Here is a 22,231-nt window from a genome sequence, read left to right as displayed (position 1 = left end):
CCTCCGCGCCTGTCGCTGACAGGCATGACCAAGCGATACCCCAGCGTGGTCGCCAACGACGGCGTGAGCCTCACCGTCGCGCCGGGCGAGATCCATGCCGTGCTGGGCGAGAACGGCGCCGGCAAGTCGACGCTGATGAAACTCATCTTCGGCGCGGTCCAGCCCGATGCCGGCGAAATGCAGCTCGACGGCCAGCCGGTCGAGATCGCCAATCCGCACCAGGCGCGCGCGCTGGGCATCGCCATGGTGTTCCAGCATTTCTCGCTGTTCGATACCCTCACCGTGGCCGAGAACATCCTGCTCGGCCTGCCCGCCGATCGTGGTGACCTGCGCGATCTGCGCGACGTGGCCGAACAGGTCCGCACCACCGGCGACCGGTACGGCCTGCCGCTCGAGCCGCATCGCCATGTGCATACGCTGTCGGTGGGCGAGCGCCAGCGCGTGGAGATCGTGCGCGCGCTGCTGACGCGGCCGCGCCTGCTGATCCTCGACGAGCCCACCTCGGTGCTGACGCCGCAGGCGGTCGAGAAGCTGTTCGTCACGCTGCGCCAGCTGGCGGCCGAAGGCACCAGCATCCTCTACATCAGCCACAAGCTCGACGAGATCCAGGCGTTGTGCCACGCCGCCACGGTGATGCGGTCGGGCAAGGTCACCGGCGTGTGCGATCCGCGCCGGGAGACCGCGTCGTCGCTGTCGCGCATGATGATCGGCGGCGAGCCGCCGCGCGAGCTGCGTCCGCAGACCACGCCGGGCGAAGTGCGCCTGGAAGTGGCCGGCCTGTCGCTGCCCAAGTCGCACGCCTTCGCGACGCAGTTGCACGACATTGCCCTGCAGTTGCGCAGCGGCGAGATCGTCGGCATCGCGGGCGTGTCGGGCAACGGGCAGCAGGAACTGCTGGCCGCGCTGTCGGGCGAGGACACCCGCGCCGCCGCGCAGACGGTGAGGATCGACGGCGAGCCCGTCGCCAGGCTGGACCCGCGCGCGCGCCGCAAGCGCGGGCTGTCGTTCGTGCCGGAGGAGCGGCTCGGGCGCGGCGCGGTACCCTCGCTGTCGCTGGCGGCCAATACGCTGCTGACGCACCAGCGCGCACCGCAGGTACGCGGCGGGCTGATCGATAGAAAGGCCGCCGCCGGGCTGGCCGCCGGCATCATCCAGCGCTTCGGCGTCAAGGCCGGCGGGCCGGATGCGCAGGCCAAGAGCCTGTCGGGCGGCAACCTGCAGAAATTCATCGTCGGCCGCGAAATCGAATGCGCGCCGCGCGTGCTGATCGTCGCGCAGCCCACCTGGGGCGTCGACGTGGGCGCGGCGGCGCAGATCCACAACGAGATCCTCGCGCTCAAGGCCGCGGGGTGCGCCATCCTGATCGTGTCGGAAGAACTCGACGAACTCTTTGCGCTGTGCGACCGCCTGCACGTGATCGCCAACGGCCGCCTGTCGCCCTCGACGCCCGCCCACGCCACCGACCGCGAGCAGATCGGCCTGTGGATGAGCGGCATGTGGGACAAGACCGCCGCCCACGCGGCTTCCACGACGGAGGTAGCCCATGGCTGACGTCATGCACGGCAGCCGCCTGGCGCTGCCTGTTTCGCTGGAACTGCGCGCGCTGCCGTCGCGCGCCATGGCCTATGCCTCGCCGCTGATCGCGCTGGCGCTGACCCTGGTGTTCGGCCTGCTGCTGTTCGCGCTGCTGGGCAAGGACCCGGTGGCCGGCGTGCGCGTGTTCCTGATCGAGCCGCTTGCAACCAAGCGCGCCATCGGCGAGGTGCTGCTCAAGACCGTGCCGCTGGTGCTGTGCGCGCTGGGCCTGTCGGTGTGCTACCGCGCCAACGTGTGGAACATCGGCGCGGAGGGGCAGCTGATCGTCGGCGGCATCTTCGCGGCGGCCACCATCATCCACTTCGATACGCCCACGCCGGCCATCCCGGGCGGCGCCGCGCTGCTGCTCGCCGTCGTGGCCGGGCTGGCCGGCGGCATGCTGTGGGCGGGCCTCACCGCCCTGCTGCGCGACCGCTTCCATGCCAACGAGATCCTGGTCTCGCTGATGCTGACCTACATCGCACAATTGCTGCTGCTGTACATGGTCAACGGCCCGCTGAAAGACCCGAACGGCATGAACTTCCCGCAGTCGATGGTGTTCGACAGCGCCTTCGTGCTGCCGACGCTGGTGGCCGGCACGCGCCTGCACGTCGGCTTCCTCTTCATGCTGGCGATGGCCGCGGCGATGACGCTGTTCGTGTTCCGCAGCTTCGCCGGCTACCGGCTGCAGGTGGGCGGGCTGGCGCCGCAGGCCGCGCGCTACGCGGGCTTCTCGTCGCGCGCGGCGCTATGGACGGCGCTGCTGGTCTCGGGCGGGCTGGCGGGCATTGCCGGCGCCTTCGAGGTGGCGGGGCCGATCGGCCAGCTGCTGCCGTCGATCTCGCCCGGCTACGGCTTTGCCGCCATCGTGGTGGCCTTCGTCGGTCGGCTGCATCCGTTGGGCACCGTGCTGGGGGCGATCGTGATGTCGCTGTTCTACATCGGCGGGGAGCTCGCGCAGTCGCGCCTGGGCCTGCCGGCCGCCATCACCGGGGTGTTTCAGGGCATGCTGCTGTTCTTCCTGCTGGCCTGCGACACCCTCATCGAATACCGCCTGCGCTGGCGCGCGCACCGCTGATCCGGACCCCGCCATGGAAAGTCTCGCTCCCCTGATCGCTGCGTCGATCAACGCCGGCACCCCGCTGCTGCTGGCCGCCCTGGGCCTGCTGATGAACGAGCGCGCCGGCGTGCTCAACCTCGGCGCCGAAGGCATGATGCTGGTGGCCGCCGTGGCCGGCTTCATGGTCGGCTACCAGACCCAGATCCCGCTGCTGGGCTTTGCCGCCGGCGCGCTGGCCGGCATGGTGATGGCCGCCCTGTTCGCCTGGCTGGCGCTGGTGCTGGTGACCAACCAGGTCGCCACCGGCCTCGCCCTGTCGATCTTCGGCACCGGGCTGTCGGCCTTCATCGGCCAGCGCTTTGTCGGCATGTCGCTGCCGGCGCAGGCGTACGGCATTCCGGGGCTGAAATCGCTGCCGTTCGTCGGACCGGCACTGTTCGGCCAACACTGGATGGTCTACTGCGCCCTGCTGCTGTGCGGCGCCATCGCGTGGTTCCTGTTCAGGACGCGGGCCGGCCTGACGCTGCGCGCGATCGGCGAATCGCCGGAATCCGCGCACGCGCTGGGCTACCCGGTGCGCACCATCCGCTTCGGCGCGCTGCTGTTCGGCGGCGCGTGCTGCGGGCTGGCCGGCGCCTACCTGTCGCTGATCTACACGCCGATGTGGGTGGAGAACATGGTGGCCGGCCGCGGCTGGATCGCGCTGGCGCTGACCACCTTCGCCACCTGGCGCCCGCTGCGCATCCTGTTCGGCGCGCTGCTGTTCGGCGGCGTGACGATCCTGCAGTTCTACCTGCAGGGGATCGGCGTATCGGTGCCGTCGCAGATCCTGTCGATGGCGCCGTTCGCCGCGACCATCGTCGTGCTGGCCGTCATCTCGCGCAACCCGGACTGGATCCGGCTGAACATGCCTGCCTCGCTGGGCAAGCCGTTCCGCCCCGGCACCGCCTAGGCCGGCCCCGCCTTCCTTCGCTTCATCTCACGCAACCGAGCCACACAAGAGGAGAAATCGATGAACGTTACCCGCAGGATCACGCTGGCCGCCCTGGCCGCCGGCGCCGCCATGGCCCTCTTGGGCTGCGGCAAATCCAACGAAGCGGACAAGACCGCCGCGCCCGCCGCCTCGGCACCCGCCGCGGCCACCGCGCCCGCCCCGGCCGCGGCCGAGCCGCTGAAGGTCGCGTTCGTCTACGTCGGCCCGGTCGGCGATGCCGGCTGGACCTTCTCCCACGACATGGGCCGCAAGGCCGTCGAGGCCAAGTTCGGCAACAAAGTGAAGACCACCTTCATCGAAAGCGTGCCCGAGAGCGCGGCCGACGCCGAGCGCGTATTCCGCGACCTCGCCACCCAGGGCTACAAGGTCATCTTCGGCACCAGCTTCGGCTTCATGGAGTCGATGCTCAAGGTCGCCAAGGAATTCCCGGACGTGAAGTTCGAGCACGCCACCGGCTTCAAGACCGCCGACAACCTGGCCCAGTACGACGTGCGCACGTACGAGGGCGCCTACCTGGCGGGCGTGGTGGCCGGCAAGATGAGCAAGTCGGGCCAGCTGGGCGTGGTGGGTTCGGTGCCCATCCCCGAGGTGATCCGCAATATCGACGCGTTCACGCTGGGCGCGCGCAGCGTCAACCCGAAGGCCACCACCCGCGTGGTGTGGGTCAACAAGTGGTTCGATCCGGGCAAGGAGCGCGAGGCCGCCACCACGCTGATCGGCCAGGGCGTCGACGTGCTGATGCAGAACACCGACTCCGCCGCCGTGGTGCAGACCGCCCAGGAGAAAGGCGCCTACGCGATCGGCTGGGACAGCGACATGACCAAGTTCGGCGACAAGGCCCACCTGGCCGCCTCGATGAACAACTGGGGCGTGTATTACACCAAGGTCGTCGGCGATGTGCTCGACAACCAGTGGAAGTCCGGCTCGACCTGGTGGGGCCTGAAGGAAGGCGCGATCGACCTGGGCGCGTTCAATCCGGTGGTGCCGCAAGACGTCAAGGCGCTGGTCGAGACCCGGAAGAAGGGCGTGATCGACGGCTCCGCCCCGATCTGGAAGGGCCCGCTCAAGGACAACACCGGCCGCGAAGTCCTGCCCGCCGACAAGGTCGCCGACGACGGCTTCCTGCACGGCATCAAGTTCTACGTGGAAGGCGTGGAAGGCAAGATTCCGGGCTGATCCGCATCCGCCCGGACCGCAAGCCGGCCGCTCGCGAGGGCGGCCGGCTTTTTTCGTCAGTTCTCGTCAGTACTTGTAGAAAGGTTTCGAGTTGACGTAGTACTCCACGAAGGTCCAGGGCGACGACGCCACCCCGGGCTCGCGGGACAGCGTCACCTGCTCCGTGTACAGGAGATCGGGCGCGCCCGAGAACACGGCATCGTAGATGGCGATCACGTACTCGCCCCCGGGGAGATTGGGCAGCATGCGGAATCCGCCTTCGACACCCTGGACTGCCCGTGCCTTCACGGCCCCCAGCGATCCCCGGTTCGAGAGGATGCGATCGGAGAACGCCGTGCCGTTCGAATAGCGGGCGTGGGTCACGCCGCCGGCACGCTGGTAGACCCCCTGCAGATAGCGGGCATCCCGGACCCCCGCGTCGATTTCCTTCAGGATCTGCTCGGCGACCGTCCGCACCGCGGAGCGATCCCGATCGTCCAGCCAGAACAGGAATTCCTTCTGCCCCATCGTCTCGGCCGCCCGCGAGGTCGGCAGGCCCACGCCGGCCATGCCCACCAGCGAAACGCCGGCCGCCAGTCTGAATGCATCACGCCTTTTCATGATCGCCCCGGAAATCGCAAGACTCATTTCCCCCGCAGCGAGCCGACCCGCTCCGGATCCTTCACGCTCACCAGAATGTCGTAGCCGGACTTCACCCGGATCGACAGGACGCGCGGCCCCGCGATTGCCGCGAAGATCCGGCGCTTGTCGGCGCCGACATACCAGCCGGAGTGGTAGCCCGGCAGGCTGAAACCGTTGGTCCGGATCTTCGGCCCCCGCTCCGGATGCTGGGCGAGATCCACGATCGTCGGCTCGCCCTCCACGTCGGCGAGCGGAACCTTGACCTCGTAGAAGCTGCTCCTGACGGTCAGCACGCCGTCGGCAACCCCGAAGTCGGCCCGATGCATGAACACCAGCAGGACCGCGAACGTCACGAGCAGCACCCCGACGATCGCGGCGGGCACCCGATACCCGGCCCCGCCTTTCGCATAGACATTGGCCACCACCACCACCAGGGCCGGCACGCAGACCACGAGCAGGAACAGCACCAGCGCGGCCCTGGTATCGGGCCGAAGCACTTCCACGTTTTCCACCCTACCCTCCATCACATGAGCGCTGCGGCGCGCAGCGAGATGTTCTGCATCGCCTCGACGACGGATTGCCTGGTCGCCGCGGGAATGGTCAGGACGCCGATCTTCTCGGCCGCGGCGACGAAGGCGTCGACCTCGTCCCGCACGAGCTGCCGGTTGGTTTCCAGCAGGAACTGATCCTGGTTCAGCAGCCGCGCCACCCGCGCGGCCTGCTGCGCGCTGGCGAAATAGGCCGGATCCAGCGCGAGCATGCGCTTGGCCAGCAGCGCGCGCTCCGCGAACGCGTGCTCGACGGCCCGCTGCGCTTCCGAGCGGGAAGTGCCCTTTGAGATCGGCGCGGTCACCGGCCCCGCGAACAGCGCGTCGGACGACGTCCCGCAGGTGTTGCCCCCGCTCGCGACCACGGCCGTGGCCACCGCGACCGAGATGTAGACCCCCGCCAGAATGGCGACCGTCACCGTGGTCGCGACCGACACATAGGTCACCACGATGGCCGCGATGGCCACCGGCACGGCCGCCACGGCAACCTGATCGATGCTCGGCGCGATCTGGCTGTAGATGAATTTCAGTTCATCGTCCGCCGCCAGCGCGCTGATGTCCTGGATGTCATTGGTGCGCACGTCCACGCCGCCACGGCGGAGCATCGCCCCGCCGCTGCGCAGGACTTCCAGCACCCGCTTCTTGAGAATGGACGGCGGCCCCGAGCGGATGACCGCCAGGCGCGACAGCTCGCCGAGAAACCCGGCATAGTCGCCGCGGATCGAGGCGGACAGCACCCGCTCATCGCAGATCGCCAGCAGGAGCCGGATCTCCTGGTCCCGCGCCCCGAGCACGCTTTCCGGAATCCCGTTCGCCTGCAGATACGCGGCGGGATCGCGCTGGAACCTCGCCTTTTCGTCGGCGTTCGTCAGCACCCGCTCCCACACCCCGCCGAACGACGTCAGGGCGCCGGAAATGGCGGGCGGAAGCTTGTCCGCATCCAGCACGAGACGCAGCGGGTCGCTCGGGTACGCGCTTTTCGCGAGGCCGATGCTGGCCGGCGTTCCGTAAAGACTCGTGCCGGAAGCGGCCCCGGGGAGGCCGACCATCCCCGCAATCGCGCCCAGTATCCGCCTGCGCTTCATGACTGCCCCCTCCCGCTCGCCAGAGCCTTCTCGTGTTGGCGGAATGCGATCCGCAAATTGAACCGCGCAATGACATCGGGAACGAATTCGTGATACCGCTCCTGCAGCGCCCGCCTCACTTCCGGGTGCTGGTGCAGGATCGCGCAGGCTTGGCAGATGTGGTGGACACCGCTGAGCTCATCGTTGATGGCCTCGCCGAACAACTTCCGGAGGATGTCTCCGGGGCCATCCATGTGGATCCAGATCTTCAGGAAATCGCGGAAAGTGTCCTCGAACAGGTCGCCCATGGACCGGCTGGCCAGGCTGCCGACCTTGAGTTCGTCGATGTGCTCGAACGTCAGGCCGCAGCAGACCGCCAGCTCCTCGCGCGGCGTGACGACGAGGTTATGGAAGATCTGCGAGCACCCTTGCGTCAGCGCCGCGAGCCCGGCCGGCTTGCCGCGCTGTACGTACCGGTCGTTGAACGGCATCCAGCTGTTGCATTGCAGCGAGAACTTCAGCGGCTTGGATCGCAATGCCGCCTGAAACACGTCGCTCTGTGTGGCCTGCGCAAAACAGTCCGATGTCTCCGAATCCCGCTCGACCGTCACCAGCGTGAAGATGTCCTTGCCGACCAGGGCTTCGACCGCGTGCTCGACCGAGGCAAACGGCACCCATCGCTGGTGGTCCATGCCCGTGCTGATATTGATCTCCGCGACGCCGCAGGACTGCAGCCGGTCGGCAACGGCCTGCGCATGCGCCGGCTTCCGGCCCCAGAAGGCATTCGTCACGCAGCGGGTCAGCAATCCCTTCTTCGCGGCATAGGCCACCGCCTCGAACAGGTCTTCCTTCAGCAGGAAGACCTCCCCGCCGCTGAACACGATCAGCTTCAGGTTCTCGAAGCGGTCGACCGCCGCATCGATGCTGCGCTTGATGTCATCCAGCGACAGCCGCGTCCGGATTCTCGGATTCGATTCAAAGCAGCACTGCTCGCATTGCGCGTTGCAGCGGTAGGTGGGAATGATGGTCAGCGAGTCGGGGAAAACAGACAGCACACGCCGATCGATATAGTCCGGGATCGCCATGGCCTCAATGCCCGCCGATGCGTTGATCGCCGGCCAGGCAGCGGACGACGAGCCGGGCGTCCGGCGCCAGCTGGCCGAACTCCATCGTTCTCGCGGACGGGACGTGATAGTAGAGCGGGTATTCCGCTTCCCGCGGGTCGGGCGACTTCACCCAATAGAAATCGGCATCGCGATACCCGGCCGGCGCATCGGCGCGGTAGCAGGCCAGCTCTTGCGCGTCGGGCAGCCAGCAGATTGCCGGGCTCAAGGCGGCCAGCTTCGGGGCGATTTCCGATTTCGCCACCAGGCCCTCGAATGCGCGCCACACCGTCCGCTGCGTTGCGTGCGCGCCGGCGCGGCAGTCGATTGCCGATGTCGCTTGGCAATGCGTCGAAACCCACGCGATCAGAATGCAACGTCGCCAAATCAATGTGATCCCCCCAATCCAATTCATCATAGATATGAGAGGAGTCATCCATTGTCAAAATTCGCTGAGCCGGAGCGCCCGCCGGCGGGCGCAACGCCCGGCGCAAGATGCGCGCGGCGTGAACGGCAAGATCGGCAACAGGAAGCCGGCCGGCATCTTCACGGCCGCGCTTGAAAACCGCTCGGTCTCCCCAAGCTGCTACGATGGCCCGTCGGCGTCGCGCCCATGTGACGCCGGCCCTTCATGAAGGAGCCTGTCATGTTCGGACGCCTCTTCCGCCTGTGGAGCGTGGTGCGCAACGATGTGCGCCTGCTGTGGTTCGCGCTGCGCCATCCGGAGGCGCCGTGGTGGCTGACGCCGGCCGCGCTGCTGCTGGCCGGCTACGTGGTCTCGCCGATCGACCTGATCCCGGACGTGATCCCGGTGATCGGCTGGGTGGATGACATCGTGCTGGTGCCGCTGGCGCTGCATGCGCTGTTGCGCGCCCTGCCCGAACGCGTGCGCGAGGAGGCACGCTTTGCCGCCGCCCGGCGCGTGCGGCCGAGCGGGCGGTAGCCGCCGGCTTACGGCAGGAGGATCGTCGAGCCGGTCGTCTTGCGCGCTTCGAGGTCGCGGTGCGCCTGCGCCGCGTCGGCCAGTGCGTAGCGCTGGTGGATCTCGATCTTCACCTTGCCGCTGCCCACCACGTCGAACAGCTCGGCGGCCATCGGCTCCAGCAGCGCGCGCTGCGCTGTGTACGTCATCAGCGTCGGGCGCGTCAGCTTGAGCGAGCCCTTGGCGCTCAGCACGCCGAGGTCGAACGGCGGTACCGGGCCGGACGCGTTGCCATAGCTCACCATCATGCCGCGCGGCGCGAGGCAATCCAGCGAGCCCGAGAAGGTGTCCTTGCCGATGCCGTCGTAGACCACGGGCACGCCCTTGCCGCCGGTGATCTCGCGCACGCGCTCGGTGAAGTTCTCGCGCGTGTAGACGATGGTGTGGTCGCAGCCGTGCGCGCGGGCCAGCGCCGCCTTGGCATCGCTGCCGACGGTGCCGATCACGGTGGCGCCCAGCGCCTTGAGCCACTGGCAAGCGATCAGGCCCACGCCGCCGGCCGCCGCGTGGAACAGCACGGTGTCGCCCGGCTGCACGCGGTAGCTGTCGCGCAGCAGGTATTGCGCGGTCAGCCCCTGCAGCATCATGGCCGCGCCGGTCTCGAAGCCGATGGCCTCGGGCAGGCGCACCAGGATATCGGCCGGCATGGTGCGCACCTCGGCGTAGGCGCCGGTCGGACGGCCGGCGTAGGCCACGCGGTCGCCGGGCCGGACGTGGGTCACGCCCTCGCCCACCGCCTCCACCACGCCCGAAGCCTCCATGCCGATGCCGCCCGGCAGCGGCTGCGGATACAGGCCGCTGCGGAAATACACATCGATGTAGTTCAGCCCGATGGCATGCTGCCGGATGCGGGCTTCGCCGGGCCCCGGCGCGGGCGCCTCGGCGTCGACGAGCTGCATCACCTCGGGACCGCCGGTTTCAAAGATGCGGATGGCTTTCGTCATGCGTGGATCTCCTTGGGGTCGGGTTGCGCCAGGCCCAGTGCAATCATCACCAGGTCGGCCGTCGCCAGATTGGTGGCGCAGGGAATGTTGTGGACGTCGCAGGCGCGGACCAGCGCGTTGATGTCGGGCTCGTGCGGCTGCGGCGTCATCGGGTCGCGCAGGAAGATGACGGCATCGACGCGGCCCTCGGCCAGTTGCGCCCCGATCTGCAGGTCGCCGCCCCACGGGCCGGACAGCATGCGCTGCACGCTCAGGCCGACTTCGTCCTGCAGCCGGCCGCCGGTGGTGCCGGTGGCCAGCAGGTCGCATCGCATCAGGAAGGCCTTGTGCGTCTGCGCGAAGGCGATCATGTCGTCCTTCTTGTGGTCGTGCGCGATCAGGGCGATGCGGCGGCGCTTGGGCACGGGGCCCTCGGGCGTGATGGTGGTCATGGTCGTGGACTCAGAACGTTCCGGGATAGGCGCCGCCATCCAGCAGGATGTTCTGCGCGTTCAGGTAGCCGGCCTGCCGGCTGCACAGGAACGCGCACACGGCGCCGAACTCGGCCGGCTGGCCGAAACGCCGGGCGGGGTTGGCTTCACGCCGGCGCGCGTAGTGCGCCTCGGCGCTGACGCCGGCGGCCCTGGCACCGGCTTCCAGTGTCTTGGCCAGGCGCTCGGTCTCGAACGGGCCGGGCAGCAGGTTGTTGACGGTCACGCCGTGCCGGGCCACTTCGCGCGCCAGGCCGGCCACGAAGCCGGTCAGCCCCGAGCGTGCCCCGTTGGACAGCCCCAGCACATCGATCGGCGCCTTCACCGCGCTGCTGGTGATATTGACGATGCGGCCCCAGCCGCGCTCGATCATCGGGTCGACCGTGGCCTTGATCAGCTCGATGGGCGTGAGCATGTTGGCGTCGAGCGCGGCGAGCCACGCCTCGCGGCCCCAGTCGCGAAAGTTGCCCGGCGGCGGGCCGCCCGCGTTGGTGACGAGGATGTCGGGCGAGCCGCCCAGGCGCTGGCAGGCCAGCAGCGCTTCGGCGCGGCCTTCCGGTGTGGCGATGTCGGCCACCACCGCCTCGACGCGCACGCCATGCGCGCCGCGGATGCGCCCGGCCGCCTCCTGCAGCGCCTCGGCGCCGCGCGCGACGATCACCACGTCCACGCCCTCGGCCGCCAGCGCATCGGCGCAGGCGAAGCCCAGTCCCTTGCTCGCGCCGCAGACCAGTGCGCGCTTGCCCCTCAAGCCCAGATCCATCCCGGCTGCCTCCTCGACTCAGTTCGATTGATTGCCGCGCCGCGACAGCAGTGCCATCCCGGCCAGCACCAGCGCACTGCCGCCGACCTGCCACAGCGTGATCGGCTCGCCCAGCAGCCACCAGCCCAGCAGCAGCGTCGACACCGGCCCGATCATGCCCGCCTGCGACGCCACCGGCGCGCCCACGCGCGCCACCGCCATCATGGTCAGCGTCACGGGCGCCACCGTGCAGAACACCGAGTTGATGGCCGACAGGCCGTAGACCTGCCACGGCAGCACCAGCGCCGACACCGGCCGCAGGACGAAGAACTGGACCATGCACGCCACCGTCGACACGCACATCGCATAGGCCACCAGCCGCATCGAGCCGACCCGCCGGACCAGCTCGCCGCTGGCCAGCAGGTAGATGCCGTAGCTGAGCGCGCTGGCCAGCACCAGGCCGCCGCCGAGCCAGACGTGGCGGCCGCCCAGGCCCAGGTCATGCGCGAACACCATCACGATGCCGGCGTAGGCGATCGCCATCGACAGCCACTGCAGGCCGGTGATGCGCCGCTTGAACACCGTCGCCGTGATCAGCAGCACGAACGACGGCGTGAGGAACAGGATCAGCCGCTCCAGCCCGGCGGTGATGTATTGCAGGCCGAGGAAATCGAGAAAGCTGGACAGGTAGTAGCCGATGAGCCCCAAGCCGACGATGCGCCAGCGGTCGGCCGGCGCCAGCGGCGCCGCGCGGCGCGACTGCCACCAGCCCATCGCCATGAAAAGCGGCGCGGCCAGCAGCATGCGCAGCGTGATCACCATCACCGCGTCGATCTGGTAGCGGTACATCAGCTTGGCGACGATGGCCTTGGCAGAGAACAGCACGGCGCCCACCGAGGCCAGCAGCAGACCGCCGGCATCGGCCGGACGCGTGGAGGCGGGGGACGCAGAAGACGCGGTGGTCACAGGGGAAGCGGACGAGCGCGGGTTGAAGGGCGCCGTCGATTGTATGTGAATTCGGCAAAACGTTCCGGCCCGCGCGGGCCGCGCCACCCGGCGCCGGAGCACGCCGGTACAATGCCCCACATTCCTGCCGGACCCGCTGCCATGACACAAGATCCGCGCTTTCCCAACCTGTTCATCCTCAACCACCCGCTGATCCAGCACAAGCTCACGCACATGCGCGACAAGGACACGTCCACGCGCACCTTCCGCGAGCTGCTGCGCGAGATCACGCTGCTGATGGGCTACGAGATCACGCGCAACCTGCCGCTGACCACGCGCCACATCGAGACGCCGATGGGCCCGATGGACGCCCCCGTCATCGCCGGCCGCAAGCTGGCGGTGGTGCCGGTGCTGCGGGCGGGCGTGGGCATGAGCGACGGGCTGCTGGAGCTGATCCCGTCGGCGCGCGTCGGGCATATCGGCGTGTACCGCGACGAGCAGCACCGCCCGGTCGAATACCTGGTGCGGCTGCCGGACCTGGAAGAGCGCACCTTCATCCTGTGCGATCCGATGGTCGCCACCGGCCACTCGGCCGTGCACGCCGTCGACGTGATGAAGCAGCGCGGCGTGCCGGACGAGCACATCCTGTTCCTCGCGCTGGTGGCGGCGCCGGAAGGCGTGGAGGTGTTCCAGCAGGCGCACCCCGGCGTGAAGCTGTACGTCGCCTCGCTCGATTCGCACCTCAACGAGCACGCCTACATCATCCCCGGCCTGGGCGACGCGGGCGACCGGCTGTTCGGCACCAAGAACTGATCGCGCCGGCACGCGCGCAGACAGAAACAGCCGGTCATGCCGGCTGTTTTGCCGCTCATGCCGGCTGTTTTCGTTGCGCGGTGCGGCAGCCTCAGCGCCGCTTCGATCCGCCCAGCAGGCTGCCCAGCACGCCGCGCACGATCTCGCGCCCGACCTGCGAGCCGATGCTGCGCGCCGCGGACTTGGCCAGCGCCTCGACCACGGAATCGCCGCGGCCGCTGCGGCCGGTGCCCTTGGTGAGGATCGCGCCGGCCGCATCCTGCAGCCAGCCGCCGATGCCGCCGCCGTTGCCGGCCGGTGCCTGCGCCGGCGCGGGAGCAGGAACGGGAGCCGGCACCGTGCCGGCCGACGCGCCAAAGTCGGTGCCGAGGGGGCCCGGTGCGGGCGCAGATGCCGGCGCCTGGCCGATCGAAGCCACGCGACCGGTCAGCTTTTCATACGCGGACTCGCGGTCGATCGGCGTGTCGTAGCGGCCGGCCACCAGCGAGCCGGCCATCAGCGCGCGGCGCTCGTCGTCGGAAATCGGGCCGATGCGCGAGGCCGGCGGCACGACGAAGGCGCGCTGCGTGATCTCGGGACGGCCGCCCTCGTCCAGCATGGAGATCAGCGCCTCGCCCACGGCCAGCTCGCCGATCGCCTGCTCGATGCTGAACTCGGGATTGGCACGCATGGTCGTGGCGGCCGCCTTCACCGCCTTCTGGTCGCGCGGCGTGAAGGCGCGCAGCGCGTGCTGCACGCGGTTGCCGAGCTGGCCGAGCACGGTGTCGGGCACGTCGGCCGGATTCTGCGTGACGAAGTACACGCCCACGCCCTTGGAGCGGATCAGCCGCACCACCTGCTCCACCTTCTGCAGCAGCGACGGCGGCGCGTCGTTGAACAGCAGGTGCGCCTCGTCGAAGAAAAAGGCCAGCTTCGGCTTGTCCAGGTCGCCCACCTCGGGCAAGTGCTCGAACAGCTCCGACAGCATCCACAGCAGGAAGGTCGCATACAGCTTGGGAGCGTTGAGCAGCTTGTCGGCCGCCAGGATATTGACCACGCCCTGGCCGCGCACGGTCTGCATCAGGTCGGCGATGTCGAGCATCGGCTCGCCGAAAAACTGGTCGGCGCCCTGCTCCTCCAGCCCGATCAGGCTGCGCTGGATGGCGCCGATGCTGGCCGACGAGATGTTGCCGTACTGGTTGGTGTACTCGGCCGCATGCTCGCCAACGTGCTGCAGCATCGCGCGCAGGTCCTTGGCGTCGAGCAGCGCCAGGCCGGCGTCGTCGGCGATCCGGAAGACGAGGTTGAGCACGCCGGTCTGGATGTCGTTGAGCTCCAGCATGCGCGCCAGCATCAGCGGGCCCATGTCGGACACGGTGGCGCGCACCGGGTGGCCCTTTTCGCCGTAGACGTCCCATAGTGTGACGGGACAGCCGGCCCATTGCGGCTCGGGCAGGCCGCGCTCTTCCAGCCGGGCCTTGAGCTTGTCGGTCGGCTGGCCCGGCTGCGAAATGCCAGTCAGGTCACCTTTGACGTCGGCCAGGAAGACCGGCACGCCGATCTTCGACAGGCCCTGGGCGAGGGTCTGCAGGGTGACGGTCTTGCCGGTGCCGGTGGCGCCGGTGATCAGGCCATGCCGGTTCGCGAGCTGGGGCAGCAGCACCAGTTCGGCCTTGGCGTTCTTGGCAATCAGGATGAGATCGGTCATGGCGATACGGGGTCAATCAATGGGGGTGCGTCCCCGCGACTCGGCCGGACGGGCGGGTCGGCGGCGAAGGGCCGGCATGCTAAAATCCGCGACCGATTATAGAGCGTCACCCCGGCGTCAAACCGCCGAACCGCTGTCTGCGCGCGCTCGATTCCATTGCATTTCCGCTCGGAGAGTTTCATGGCCGGTCATTCCAAATGGGCCAATATCAAGCATAAGAAAGCCGCTGCCGACGCCAAGCGCGGCAAGATTTGGACGCGCCTGATCAAGGAAATCACCGTCGCGGCCCGGCTGGGCGGCGGCGACGTCGACTCCAACCCGCGCCTGCGCCTGGCCATCGACAAGGGCACCGACGCCAACATGCCCAAGGACAACATCCAGCGCGCCATCCAGCGCGGCGTGGGTGGCCTGGAAGGCGCGCACTACGAAGAAATCCGCTACGAAGGCTACGGCATCAGCGGCGCGGCCATCATCGTCGACTGCATGACCGACAACCGCACGCGCACCGTGGCCGAAGTGCGTCACGCGTTCGACAAGCACGGCGGCAACATGGGCACGCAGGGTTCGGTGGCCTTCATGTTCGACCATGTCGGCCAGTTCATCTTTGCGCCCGGCACGCCGGAAGACAAGCTGATGGACGCAGCGCTGGAAGCCGGCGCCGAAGACGTCGTCACCAACGACGACGGCTCGATCGAAGTCCTCTGCCCACCCAACGATTTCGCCAAGGTCAAGGCCGCGCTGGAAGGCGCCGGCTTCAAGGCGGAGCTGGCCGAGGTCATCATGAAGCCGCAGACCGAAGTCGAGTTCACCGGCGACGACGCGGCCAAGATGCAGAAGCTGCTCGACGCCCTGGAGAACCTGGACGACGTGCAAGAGGTGTACACCAACGCCGTCATCGGGGAGTAACACCCGAGACGCGCACACAACGGCGATCGGACCCACGATCGCCGTTTGTTTTTTCAGAATTCGAGTCTCTCAGCAGGTTAAAGCTATGAAAGTGATGGTTGTCGGTTCGGGCGGACGCGAGCACGCCCTGGCATGGAAGCTGGCACGCTCACCCAAGGTGCAGGTGGTGTATGTGGCGCCGGGCAACGGCGGCACGGCGCTGGACAAGCGCCTGCAGAACGTGCCGATCACCGATCCGGAAGTGCTGGCCGCGTTCGCCGAGCGCGAAGGCGTGCACTTCACCGTGGTCGGGCCGGAAGCGCCGCTGGCCGCCGGCATCGTCGACCTGTTCCGCGCCAAGGGCCTGCGCATCTTCGGGCCGACCCGCGCCGCCGCGCAGCTCGAATCGTCCAAGGATTTCGCCAAGGCCTTCATGCAGCGCCACGGCATCCCGACCGCCAAATACCAGACCTTCGGCAACGCGGCCGAGGCACACGCCTACGTGGACCGCGAAGGCGCCCCCATCGTCATCAAGGCCGACGGCCTGGCCGCCGGCAAGGGTGTGGTGGTGGCAATGACGCTGGAAGAAGCGCACGGCGCCATCGACATGATGCTGGCCGACAACCGCCTGGGCGACGCCGGCGCGCGCGTGGTGATCGAAGAATTCCTGGCCGGAGAGGAAGCCAGCTTCATCGTCGTCTGCGACGGCAAGGACGTGGTGGCCATGGCCACCAGCCAGGACCACAAGCGCCTGCTGGACGGCGACGCCGGCCCCAACACGGGCGGCATGGGCGCCTACTCGCCCGCGCCGGTGGTCACGCCCACGCTGCATGCCCGCGTGCTGCGCGAGATCATCCTGCCGACCATCCGCGGCATGGAGAAGGACGGCATCCCCTACACCGGCTTCCTGTACGCCGGCCTGATGATCGACGCCGACGGCACCCCCAAGACGCTCGAGTTCAACTGCCGCATGGGCGACCCGGAAACGCAGCCCATCATGGCGCGCATGAAGACCGACCTGTTCGACGTGCTCGACCGCGCCATCGACGGCAAGCTCGACGGCATGGAGCTCGACTGGGACCGCCGCACCGCGCTGGGCGTGGTGATGGCGGCCTACAACTATCCCGATACGCCGCGCAAGGGCGATGTCATCACCGGTATCCCGAAGGAGACGGAAGACAGCGTCACCTTCCACGCCGGCACCACGCTCAAGGACGGCGCGCTGACAACCAGCGGCGGCCGCGTGCTGTGCGTGGTCGGCCTGGCCGACACCGTCAAGGCAGCGCAGCGCGCCGCCTACGGCGCAGTGGAGCAGATCCAGTTCGACGGCGCGCAATACCGCAAGGACATCGGCCACCGCGCCATCCGCCGCTAACGCCATGCAACCTGCCGCGCCGATGCCCCACCGCGGGGCGGCGCGGTCGCCGTCACCCAGGGTGATCCCCCGGCTTGCCCGGGCGGCGCGCCCGCTACAATGGTGACAACCGTATGACTGGGCCGCCGCAGCGGCCCCTCCCGACCCGATGGATACCCAAGCCGTCCGAGCCTACCTGCTGGATCTGCAGGACCGCATCACCACCGCCGTCGGCACGCTCGACGGCGGCACGTTCGTCACCGACACGTGGGACAAGCCGCCCACCGAACGCCTGCGCGGCAGCGGCCGCACCTGCATCCTGGAGAACGGCGCCGTGCTGGAGCGCGGCGGCGTGGGCTTCTCGCACGTGATGGGCGACACCCTGCCGCCGTCGGCCACGGCCAACCGGCCCGAGCTGGCCGGGCGCGGCTTCGAAGCGATGGGCGTGTCGCTGGTGTTCCACCCGCGCAACCCGTACGCGCCGACCGTGCACATGAACGTGCGCTGCTTCGTCGCGCAGCGGCCCGACGCCGAGCCGGTCTGGTGGTTCGGCGGCGGCATGGACCTGACCCCCTACTACGGCTTCGCGGAAGACGCCGCGCATTTCCACCGCACCTGCAAGCAGGCGCTGGAGCCGTTCGGTGAAGAGCTCTACCCGCGCTTCAAGCAGTGGTGCGACGACTACTTTTACCTGAAGCACCGCAAGGAAGCGCGCGGCGTCGGCGGCATCTTCTTCGACGATTTCGCCGAGCTCGGCTTCGAGCGCAGCTTCGAGATGATGCGCGCGGTCGGCGACGCGCTGCTGCCGGCCTGGCTGCCGATCGCCGAGCAGCGCCACGCCACGCCGTACGGCGAGCGCGAGCGCGCGTTCCAGGCCTATCGCCGCGGCCGCTATGTCGAATTCAACCTGGTGTTCGACCGCGGCACGCTGTTCGGCCTGCAGAGCGGCGGGCGGACCGAGTCGATCCTGATGTCGATGCCGCCCGTGGCCAACTGGCGCTACGACTGGCAGCCGGAGCCGGGCTCGCCGGAAGCGGCGCTCTACACCGACTTCCTGCCGGCGCGCGATTGGGTATGACGCCTCCCGATCTTGGCCGCCCCTATCGCCTGGGCCTGCTGGGCGGCACCTTCGACCCGCCGCACGTCGGCCATCTCGCCCTGGCCGAACTGTGCATCGCCCAGCTCGATCTGGACGAGCTGGTATGGATCCCGACCGGCATGTCGTGGCAGAAGGCCGCCGACATCACGCCCGCCCCGCTGCGGCTGGCGATGACCGAGCTGGCGGCCCGGGCCGTGCGCCCAGGCCGCGCCCGCGTGCGCGTCAGCACCATGGAGGTCGAGCGCAGCGGCCCCAGCTACACCATCGACACCGTGCGCGAGCTGCGCGGCGCCTATGGCCCCGACACCTCCATGGCCTGGCTGATGGGCGCCGACCAGCTGGTCGGCCTGGACACCTGGCACGGCTGGCAGGACCTGTTCGAATACGTGCACCTGTGCGTGGCCACGCGCCCCGGTTTCGACCTGCACGCGCTGCATGCGCCGGTGCAGCTCGAGCTCGACATGCGCCGCGCCGGCCCGGCATTGATACAATGCGCACCCGCCGGCCGCATGTGGATCGACCAGACCCTGGCCGTCGACCTGTCGTCCACCCGCCTGCGCCAGCAGCTTGCCGCCGGCGAGCGCTGCGACGCCGACCTGCCGGCCGGCGTGGCCGACCTGATCCAGTCGCATGCGCTGTACCGCCGTGCCGATGGCACGGTCAGTGCTTGATCCGATTTTTGACCGCCTTTTTTCCCGCCCCCAACGTTCTTCTTACTCAGTATGGATATTCGCAAACTACAACGCGTGATCGTCGACGCGCTCGAAGACGTCAAGGCGCAGGACATCAAGGTCTTCAACACGACCCACCTGACCGAGCTGTTCGACCGCACGGTCATCGCCAGCGGCACCTCCAACCGCCAGACCAAGGCGCTGGCCGCCTCGGTGCGTGACGCCGTCAAGGAAGCCGGCGGCCACGTGATCGCCGTGGAAGGCGAAGACGTGGGCGAGTGGGTGCTGGTCGACTGCGGCGACGCCGTGGTCCACATCATGCAGCCGCAACTGCGCCAGTACTACAACCTGGAAGAGATCTGGGGCGACAAGCCGGTGCGCATCCAGCTCGGCGGCACCAGCGGCCGCGGCCTGCCCAAGGCCAGCGAAGGCTACGACGACGAGGAAGACGAGGCCGAAGAAGTCACGCCGGCCAAGCGCCGCACCACCAAGCCGAAACTGGCCGGCGAGCGCCCGACCAAAGCGGCCGCCCCCGCCAAGAAGACGACCAGCCGCCCGGCCACCAAGCGGGCTTCCGGCACGAGCAAGCCCGCCACGAAGACCGCCGCAAAAACGGCTGCAAAGCGCGCCCCGGCCAAGCGCGCATCGTAATCCCGCGCGGGCAGCCTCGCCATGCAGTTGCTGATCGTCGCAGTCGGGCACAAGATGCCGCGCTGGATCGAAGACGGCTTCGCCGAATACGCCAAGCGCATGCCGCCCGAACTGCGCATCGAGCTGCGCGAAATCAAGCCGGAGCAGCGCTCCGGCAGCCGCACCGCCGCCACCGTCATGCAGCTCGAAGCCGCGCGCATCGAAGCCGCGCTGCCCAAGGGCTGCCGCATCGTCGCGCTGGACGAGCGCGGCAAGGACCTGACCACGGCCGCACTGGCCGACGCCCTCACCGGCTGGCAGCGCGAGGGCGGTGACGTCGCCCTCATCATCGGCGGCGCGGATGGGCTGGACCCGGCGCTCAAGGCGCGCGCCCACATGCTGATGCGCCTGTCGAGCCTGACGCTGCCGCACGGCATGGTGCGCGTGCTGCTGGCCGAGCAGCTCTACCGCGCATGGAGCATCACGCAGAACCACCCCTACCACCGCGTGTGACGATGGAACCGACCGCCGCGCCGCATCCGCACCTGTACCTCGCCTCGCAAAGCCCGCGCCGACAGGAGCTGCTGCGCCAGATCGGCGTGCGCTTCGAACTGCTGCTGGCCGACGGCGACGAAGACGCCGAAGCGCTCGAAGCCGTCCTGCCCGGCGAGACGCCCGACGACTACGTCCAGCGCGTCTGCGCCCTCAAGGCCCAGGCCGCTGCCCGCCGCCGCGGCGCGCGCGGCCTGCCCGCCCGGCCGATCCTCACGTCCGACACCACGGTCTGCCTCGGCGGCGAGATCCTCGGCAAGCCCGCCGATGCGGCCGACGCGCACCGCATGCTGCGCGGCATGTCCGGCCGCGAGCACCGCGTGCTGACCGCCGTCACCGTCGTCACCGCGGACGGCACGCCGATGCACGCGCTGTCCGTCTCACAGGTGCGCTTCGCCGTGCTGACCGATGTCGACATCGCCCGCTACATCGCCAGCGGCGAGCCCTTCGGCAAGGCCGGCGCCTACGGCATCCAGGGCCGCGCGGCCGCCTTCGTCGCCCATATCTCGGGAAGCTATTCGGGTATCATGGGCCTGCCCCTGTTCGAGACAGCCGCGCTGCTCGCCCAGGCGGCCATCACGCTTTAGCCCGCACCCCGACCGGCCGCACGATCGCACGCCGGACCGCGTGCGAGGGCCGGTTTCAAGACACGCTTCAGGCGAGCATGGCCAGCCCTGGAGGCGGGTGCTGAAACCCGCTCTCTTGGTATTCCGCCCATGTCCGAAGACATCCTCGTCAATATCACCCCGCAAGAAACGCGCGTAGCCATCGTCCAGCAGGCCGCCGTCCAGGAACTCCACATCGAACGCACGCTGACGCGCGGGCTGGTCGGCAACATCTATCTCGGCAAGGTCGTGCGCGTGCTGCCGGGCATGCAGTCGGCCTTCATCGACATCGGGCTGGAGCGCGCGGCCTTCCTGCACGTGGCCGACATCTGGCACCCGCGCGAAGCCAAGGACGCCCCGGCCGCCCCGCACGTCGCCATCGAGAAGACGCTGTTCGAAGGCCAGGCGCTGACGGTGCAGGTCATCAAGGACCCGATCGGCACCAAGGGCGCGCGGCTGTCCACGCAGATCAGCATCGCCGGCCGCACGCTGGTCTACCTGCCGCAAGACCCGCACATCGGCATCTCGCAGAAGATCGGCAACGAGACCGACCGCGAGGCGCTGCGCCAGCGCGTGACCCGCATGGTGCCGGCCGACGAGCGCGGCGGCTTCATCGTGCGCACCATCGCCGAGGAAGCCACCGACGAAGAACTGGCCAACGACGTCGCCTACCTGCGCAAGATCTGGGCGACCATCCGCCACAACGCCACCACCCTGCCCGCGCCGTCGATCCTGTACCAGGACCTGAACCTCGCCCAGCGCGTGCTGCGCGATTTCGTGACCGACGACACGCGCAGCATCCAGGTCGATTCGCGCGAGAACTACCAGAAGCTGATCGAGTTCGCGCAGGAATACACGCCCGCCGTGGTGGAGCGCCTGACCCACTACACTGGCGAGCGGCCGATCTTCGATCTATACAACATCGAGGCGGAGGTCGAGCGCGCGCTGTCGCGCCGGGTCGACCTGAAGTCCGGCGGCTACCTGATGATCGACCAGACCGAGGCGATGACGACCATCGACGTCAACACCGGCGGTTACGTGGGCGCGCGCAACTTCGACGACACCATCTTCAAGACCAACCTGGAAGCGGCGCACACCATCGCGCGCCAGCTGCGGCTGCGCAACCTGGGTGGCATCATCATCATCGACTTCATCGACATGGAGTCCGGCGAGCACCGCGACGCCGTGCTGGCCGAGCTGCGCCGCGCGCTGGCGCGCGACCGCACGCGCATCACGGTCAACAGCTTCTCGCAGCTGGGCCTGGTGGAGATGACCCGCAAGCGCACGCGCGAATCGCTCGCGCACGTGCTGTGCGAGCAGTGTCCGGTGTGCCAGGGCAAGGGCCAGGTGAAGACGCCGCGCACGGTGTGCTACGACATCCTGCGCGAGATCATGCGCGAATCCCGCCAGTTCAACCCGCGCGAGTTCCGCATCCTCGCCTCGCAGTCGGTGATCGATCTGTTCCTGGAAGAGGAAAGCCAGCACCTGGCGATGCTGGGCGACTTCATCGGCAAGCCGATCTCGCTGCAGGTGGAATCGGCGGCGGCTAGCCAGGAGCAGTACGACATCATTTTGATGTGATCCAAGCGCACCTTTTCAGGACGATGCCCGAAGTGGCCCCTGCCCCGCATGGCATCGCCTAGAATTTTTCCATCACCCGAACACCACGCCGCGGCGCGCCCGATGCCGTGCGCAGCGGGCACGCCGGTGG

The 22,231-nt window shown here is 68.7% G+C and carries 24 protein-coding genes; 14 read left to right on the top strand and 10 right to left on the bottom strand.

The window, feature by feature from the left end:
* The first annotated feature begins 24 nt into the window (after positions 1-24).
* Genes GO999_RS06005 through GO999_RS05990 form a run of 4 tightly spaced genes read left to right on the top strand, consistent with a single transcriptional unit; the run spans position 25 to position 4,805 of the window.
* On the top strand, positions 25-1,551 hold the full coding sequence (locus tag GO999_RS06005; RefSeq protein WP_011002102.1) for an ABC transporter ATP-binding protein: 1,527 nt from the start codon (positions 25-27) through the stop codon (positions 1,549-1,551).
* Positions 1,544-2,653 (top strand): ABC transporter permease, encoded by a 1,110-nt coding sequence (locus tag GO999_RS06000; protein WP_011002103.1) that lies wholly within the window; start codon positions 1,544-1,546, stop codon positions 2,651-2,653. The genes GO999_RS06005 and GO999_RS06000 overlap by 8 nt, the downstream gene beginning before the upstream one ends.
* Before the next feature lie 13 nt (positions 2,654-2,666).
* Positions 2,667-3,587: an ABC transporter permease gene (locus tag GO999_RS05995; RefSeq protein WP_167798251.1), complete on the top strand. Its 921-nt coding sequence runs from the start codon at positions 2,667-2,669 to the stop codon at positions 3,585-3,587.
* Between the two features lie 60 nt (positions 3,588-3,647).
* On the top strand, positions 3,648-4,805 hold the full coding sequence (locus GO999_RS05990; protein ID WP_020832342.1) for a BMP family ABC transporter substrate-binding protein: 1,158 nt from the start codon (positions 3,648-3,650) through the stop codon (positions 4,803-4,805).
* 66 nt (positions 4,806-4,871) lie between these two features.
* On the opposite strand, the gene GO999_RS05985 is transcribed toward GO999_RS05990, so the two are convergent.
* Genes GO999_RS05985 through GO999_RS05965 form a run of 5 tightly spaced genes read right to left on the bottom strand, consistent with a single transcriptional unit; the run spans position 4,872 to position 8,430 of the window.
* Positions 4,872-5,432: a DUF4019 domain-containing protein gene (locus tag GO999_RS05985; protein ID WP_011002106.1), complete on the bottom strand. Its 561-nt coding sequence runs from the start codon at positions 5,430-5,432 to the stop codon at positions 4,872-4,874.
* The gene (locus GO999_RS05980) at positions 5,429-5,950 is read right to left on the bottom strand and encodes a hypothetical protein (RefSeq protein WP_089190724.1); all 522 of its coding nucleotides are present in this window, start codon (positions 5,948-5,950) and stop codon (positions 5,429-5,431) included. Before GO999_RS05980 ends, GO999_RS05985 begins: the two co-directional genes overlap by 4 nt.
* Positions 5,950-7,059 carry a hypothetical protein gene (locus tag GO999_RS05975; RefSeq protein ID WP_011002108.1) on the bottom strand — a complete coding sequence of 370 codons (1,110 nt, stop codon included), beginning with the start codon at positions 7,057-7,059 and terminating at the stop codon, positions 5,950-5,952. The genes GO999_RS05980 and GO999_RS05975 overlap by 1 nt, the downstream gene beginning before the upstream one ends.
* Entirely contained in the window at positions 7,056-8,123 is a 1,068-nt protein-coding gene (locus GO999_RS05970) for a radical SAM protein (protein ID WP_011002109.1), read from the bottom strand. Before GO999_RS05970 ends, GO999_RS05975 begins: the two co-directional genes overlap by 4 nt.
* 4 nt (positions 8,124-8,127) lie before the next feature.
* Positions 8,128-8,430: a hypothetical protein gene (locus tag GO999_RS05965; protein ID WP_223259709.1), complete on the bottom strand. Its 303-nt coding sequence runs from the start codon at positions 8,428-8,430 to the stop codon at positions 8,128-8,130.
* A gap of 357 nt (positions 8,431-8,787) precedes the next feature.
* On the opposite strand from GO999_RS05965, the gene GO999_RS05960 reads away from it, so the two are divergent.
* Positions 8,788-9,084, top strand: coding sequence for a YkvA family protein (locus GO999_RS05960; protein ID WP_016722844.1), 297 nt, complete (start codon positions 8,788-8,790; stop codon positions 9,082-9,084).
* An 8-nt stretch (positions 9,085-9,092) separates the two neighbouring features.
* Here GO999_RS05960 and GO999_RS05955 read toward each other — a convergent pair whose 3' ends face one another.
* From GO999_RS05955 to GO999_RS05940, 4 genes are read right to left on the bottom strand one after another with little or no spacing between them, the layout of a single operon-like run.
* Positions 9,093-10,067, bottom strand: a complete 975-nt coding sequence (locus tag GO999_RS05955; RefSeq protein WP_011002112.1) for a quinone oxidoreductase family protein — start codon at positions 10,065-10,067, stop codon at positions 9,093-9,095.
* A complete protein-coding gene (locus GO999_RS05950; protein WP_019718524.1) occupies positions 10,064-10,498 on the bottom strand; it encodes a methylglyoxal synthase in 435 nt (144 codons plus the stop codon). Before GO999_RS05950 ends, GO999_RS05955 begins: the two co-directional genes overlap by 4 nt.
* Before the next feature lie 10 nt (positions 10,499-10,508).
* Positions 10,509-11,300, bottom strand: coding sequence for an SDR family oxidoreductase (locus tag GO999_RS05945; RefSeq protein WP_011002114.1), 792 nt, complete (start codon positions 11,298-11,300; stop codon positions 10,509-10,511).
* An 18-nt stretch (positions 11,301-11,318) separates the two neighbouring features.
* On the bottom strand, positions 11,319-12,245 hold the full coding sequence (locus GO999_RS05940) for a DMT family transporter (RefSeq protein WP_011002115.1): 927 nt from the start codon (positions 12,243-12,245) through the stop codon (positions 11,319-11,321).
* Between the two features lie 141 nt (positions 12,246-12,386).
* Between GO999_RS05940 and upp the strand changes: the two genes are divergently transcribed.
* The gene (gene upp / locus GO999_RS05935; protein ID WP_011002116.1) at positions 12,387-13,037 is read left to right on the top strand and encodes a uracil phosphoribosyltransferase; all 651 of its coding nucleotides are present in this window, start codon (positions 12,387-12,389) and stop codon (positions 13,035-13,037) included.
* A gap of 91 nt (positions 13,038-13,128) precedes the next feature.
* Here upp and GO999_RS05930 read toward each other — a convergent pair whose 3' ends face one another.
* Positions 13,129-14,724: a helicase HerA-like C-terminal domain-containing protein gene (locus GO999_RS05930; protein ID WP_211906659.1), complete on the bottom strand. Its 1,596-nt coding sequence runs from the start codon at positions 14,722-14,724 to the stop codon at positions 13,129-13,131.
* A 180-nt stretch (positions 14,725-14,904) separates the two neighbouring features.
* Between GO999_RS05930 and GO999_RS05925 the strand changes: the two genes are divergently transcribed.
* From GO999_RS05925 to rng, 8 genes are all read left to right on the top strand, one after another.
* Positions 14,905-15,630 carry a YebC/PmpR family DNA-binding transcriptional regulator gene (locus GO999_RS05925; RefSeq protein ID WP_011002118.1) on the top strand — a complete coding sequence of 242 codons (726 nt, stop codon included), beginning with the start codon at positions 14,905-14,907 and terminating at the stop codon, positions 15,628-15,630.
* An 85-nt stretch (positions 15,631-15,715) separates the two neighbouring features.
* Positions 15,716-16,984 (top strand): phosphoribosylamine--glycine ligase, encoded by a 1,269-nt coding sequence (purD, locus tag GO999_RS05920; RefSeq protein ID WP_011002119.1) that lies wholly within the window; start codon positions 15,716-15,718, stop codon positions 16,982-16,984.
* 148 nt (positions 16,985-17,132) lie between these two features.
* Positions 17,133-18,041 (top strand): oxygen-dependent coproporphyrinogen oxidase, encoded by a 909-nt coding sequence (gene hemF / locus GO999_RS05915; protein ID WP_011002120.1) that lies wholly within the window; start codon positions 17,133-17,135, stop codon positions 18,039-18,041.
* Positions 18,038-18,733 (top strand): nicotinate-nucleotide adenylyltransferase, encoded by a 696-nt coding sequence (locus tag GO999_RS05910; RefSeq protein WP_011002121.1) that lies wholly within the window; start codon positions 18,038-18,040, stop codon positions 18,731-18,733. Before hemF ends, GO999_RS05910 begins: the two co-directional genes overlap by 4 nt.
* 51 nt (positions 18,734-18,784) lie before the next feature.
* Positions 18,785-19,384 carry a ribosome silencing factor gene (gene rsfS / locus GO999_RS05905; protein ID WP_211906658.1) on the top strand — a complete coding sequence of 200 codons (600 nt, stop codon included), beginning with the start codon at positions 18,785-18,787 and terminating at the stop codon, positions 19,382-19,384.
* 21 nt (positions 19,385-19,405) lie between these two features.
* Complete coding sequence (rlmH, locus tag GO999_RS05900; RefSeq protein WP_011002123.1) at positions 19,406-19,876, top strand: 23S rRNA (pseudouridine(1915)-N(3))-methyltransferase RlmH; 471 nt, start codon at positions 19,406-19,408, stop codon at positions 19,874-19,876.
* Positions 19,877-19,878: 2 nt separating this feature from the next.
* Positions 19,879-20,502, top strand: coding sequence for a Maf family protein (locus GO999_RS05895; protein WP_118872096.1), 624 nt, complete (start codon positions 19,879-19,881; stop codon positions 20,500-20,502).
* A gap of 129 nt (positions 20,503-20,631) precedes the next feature.
* A complete protein-coding gene (gene rng / locus GO999_RS05890) occupies positions 20,632-22,101 on the top strand; it encodes a ribonuclease G (protein ID WP_016722836.1) in 1,470 nt (489 codons plus the stop codon).
* Positions 22,102-22,231 lie beyond the last annotated feature (130 nt).

The organism is Ralstonia nicotianae, from assembly GCF_018243235.1.
GTDB lineage: Bacteria > Pseudomonadota > Gammaproteobacteria > Burkholderiales > Burkholderiaceae > Ralstonia > Ralstonia nicotianae.
The sequence above is the reverse complement of the archived record's forward strand: the minus strand, read 5'-3'. Positions and strand labels throughout refer to the sequence as shown.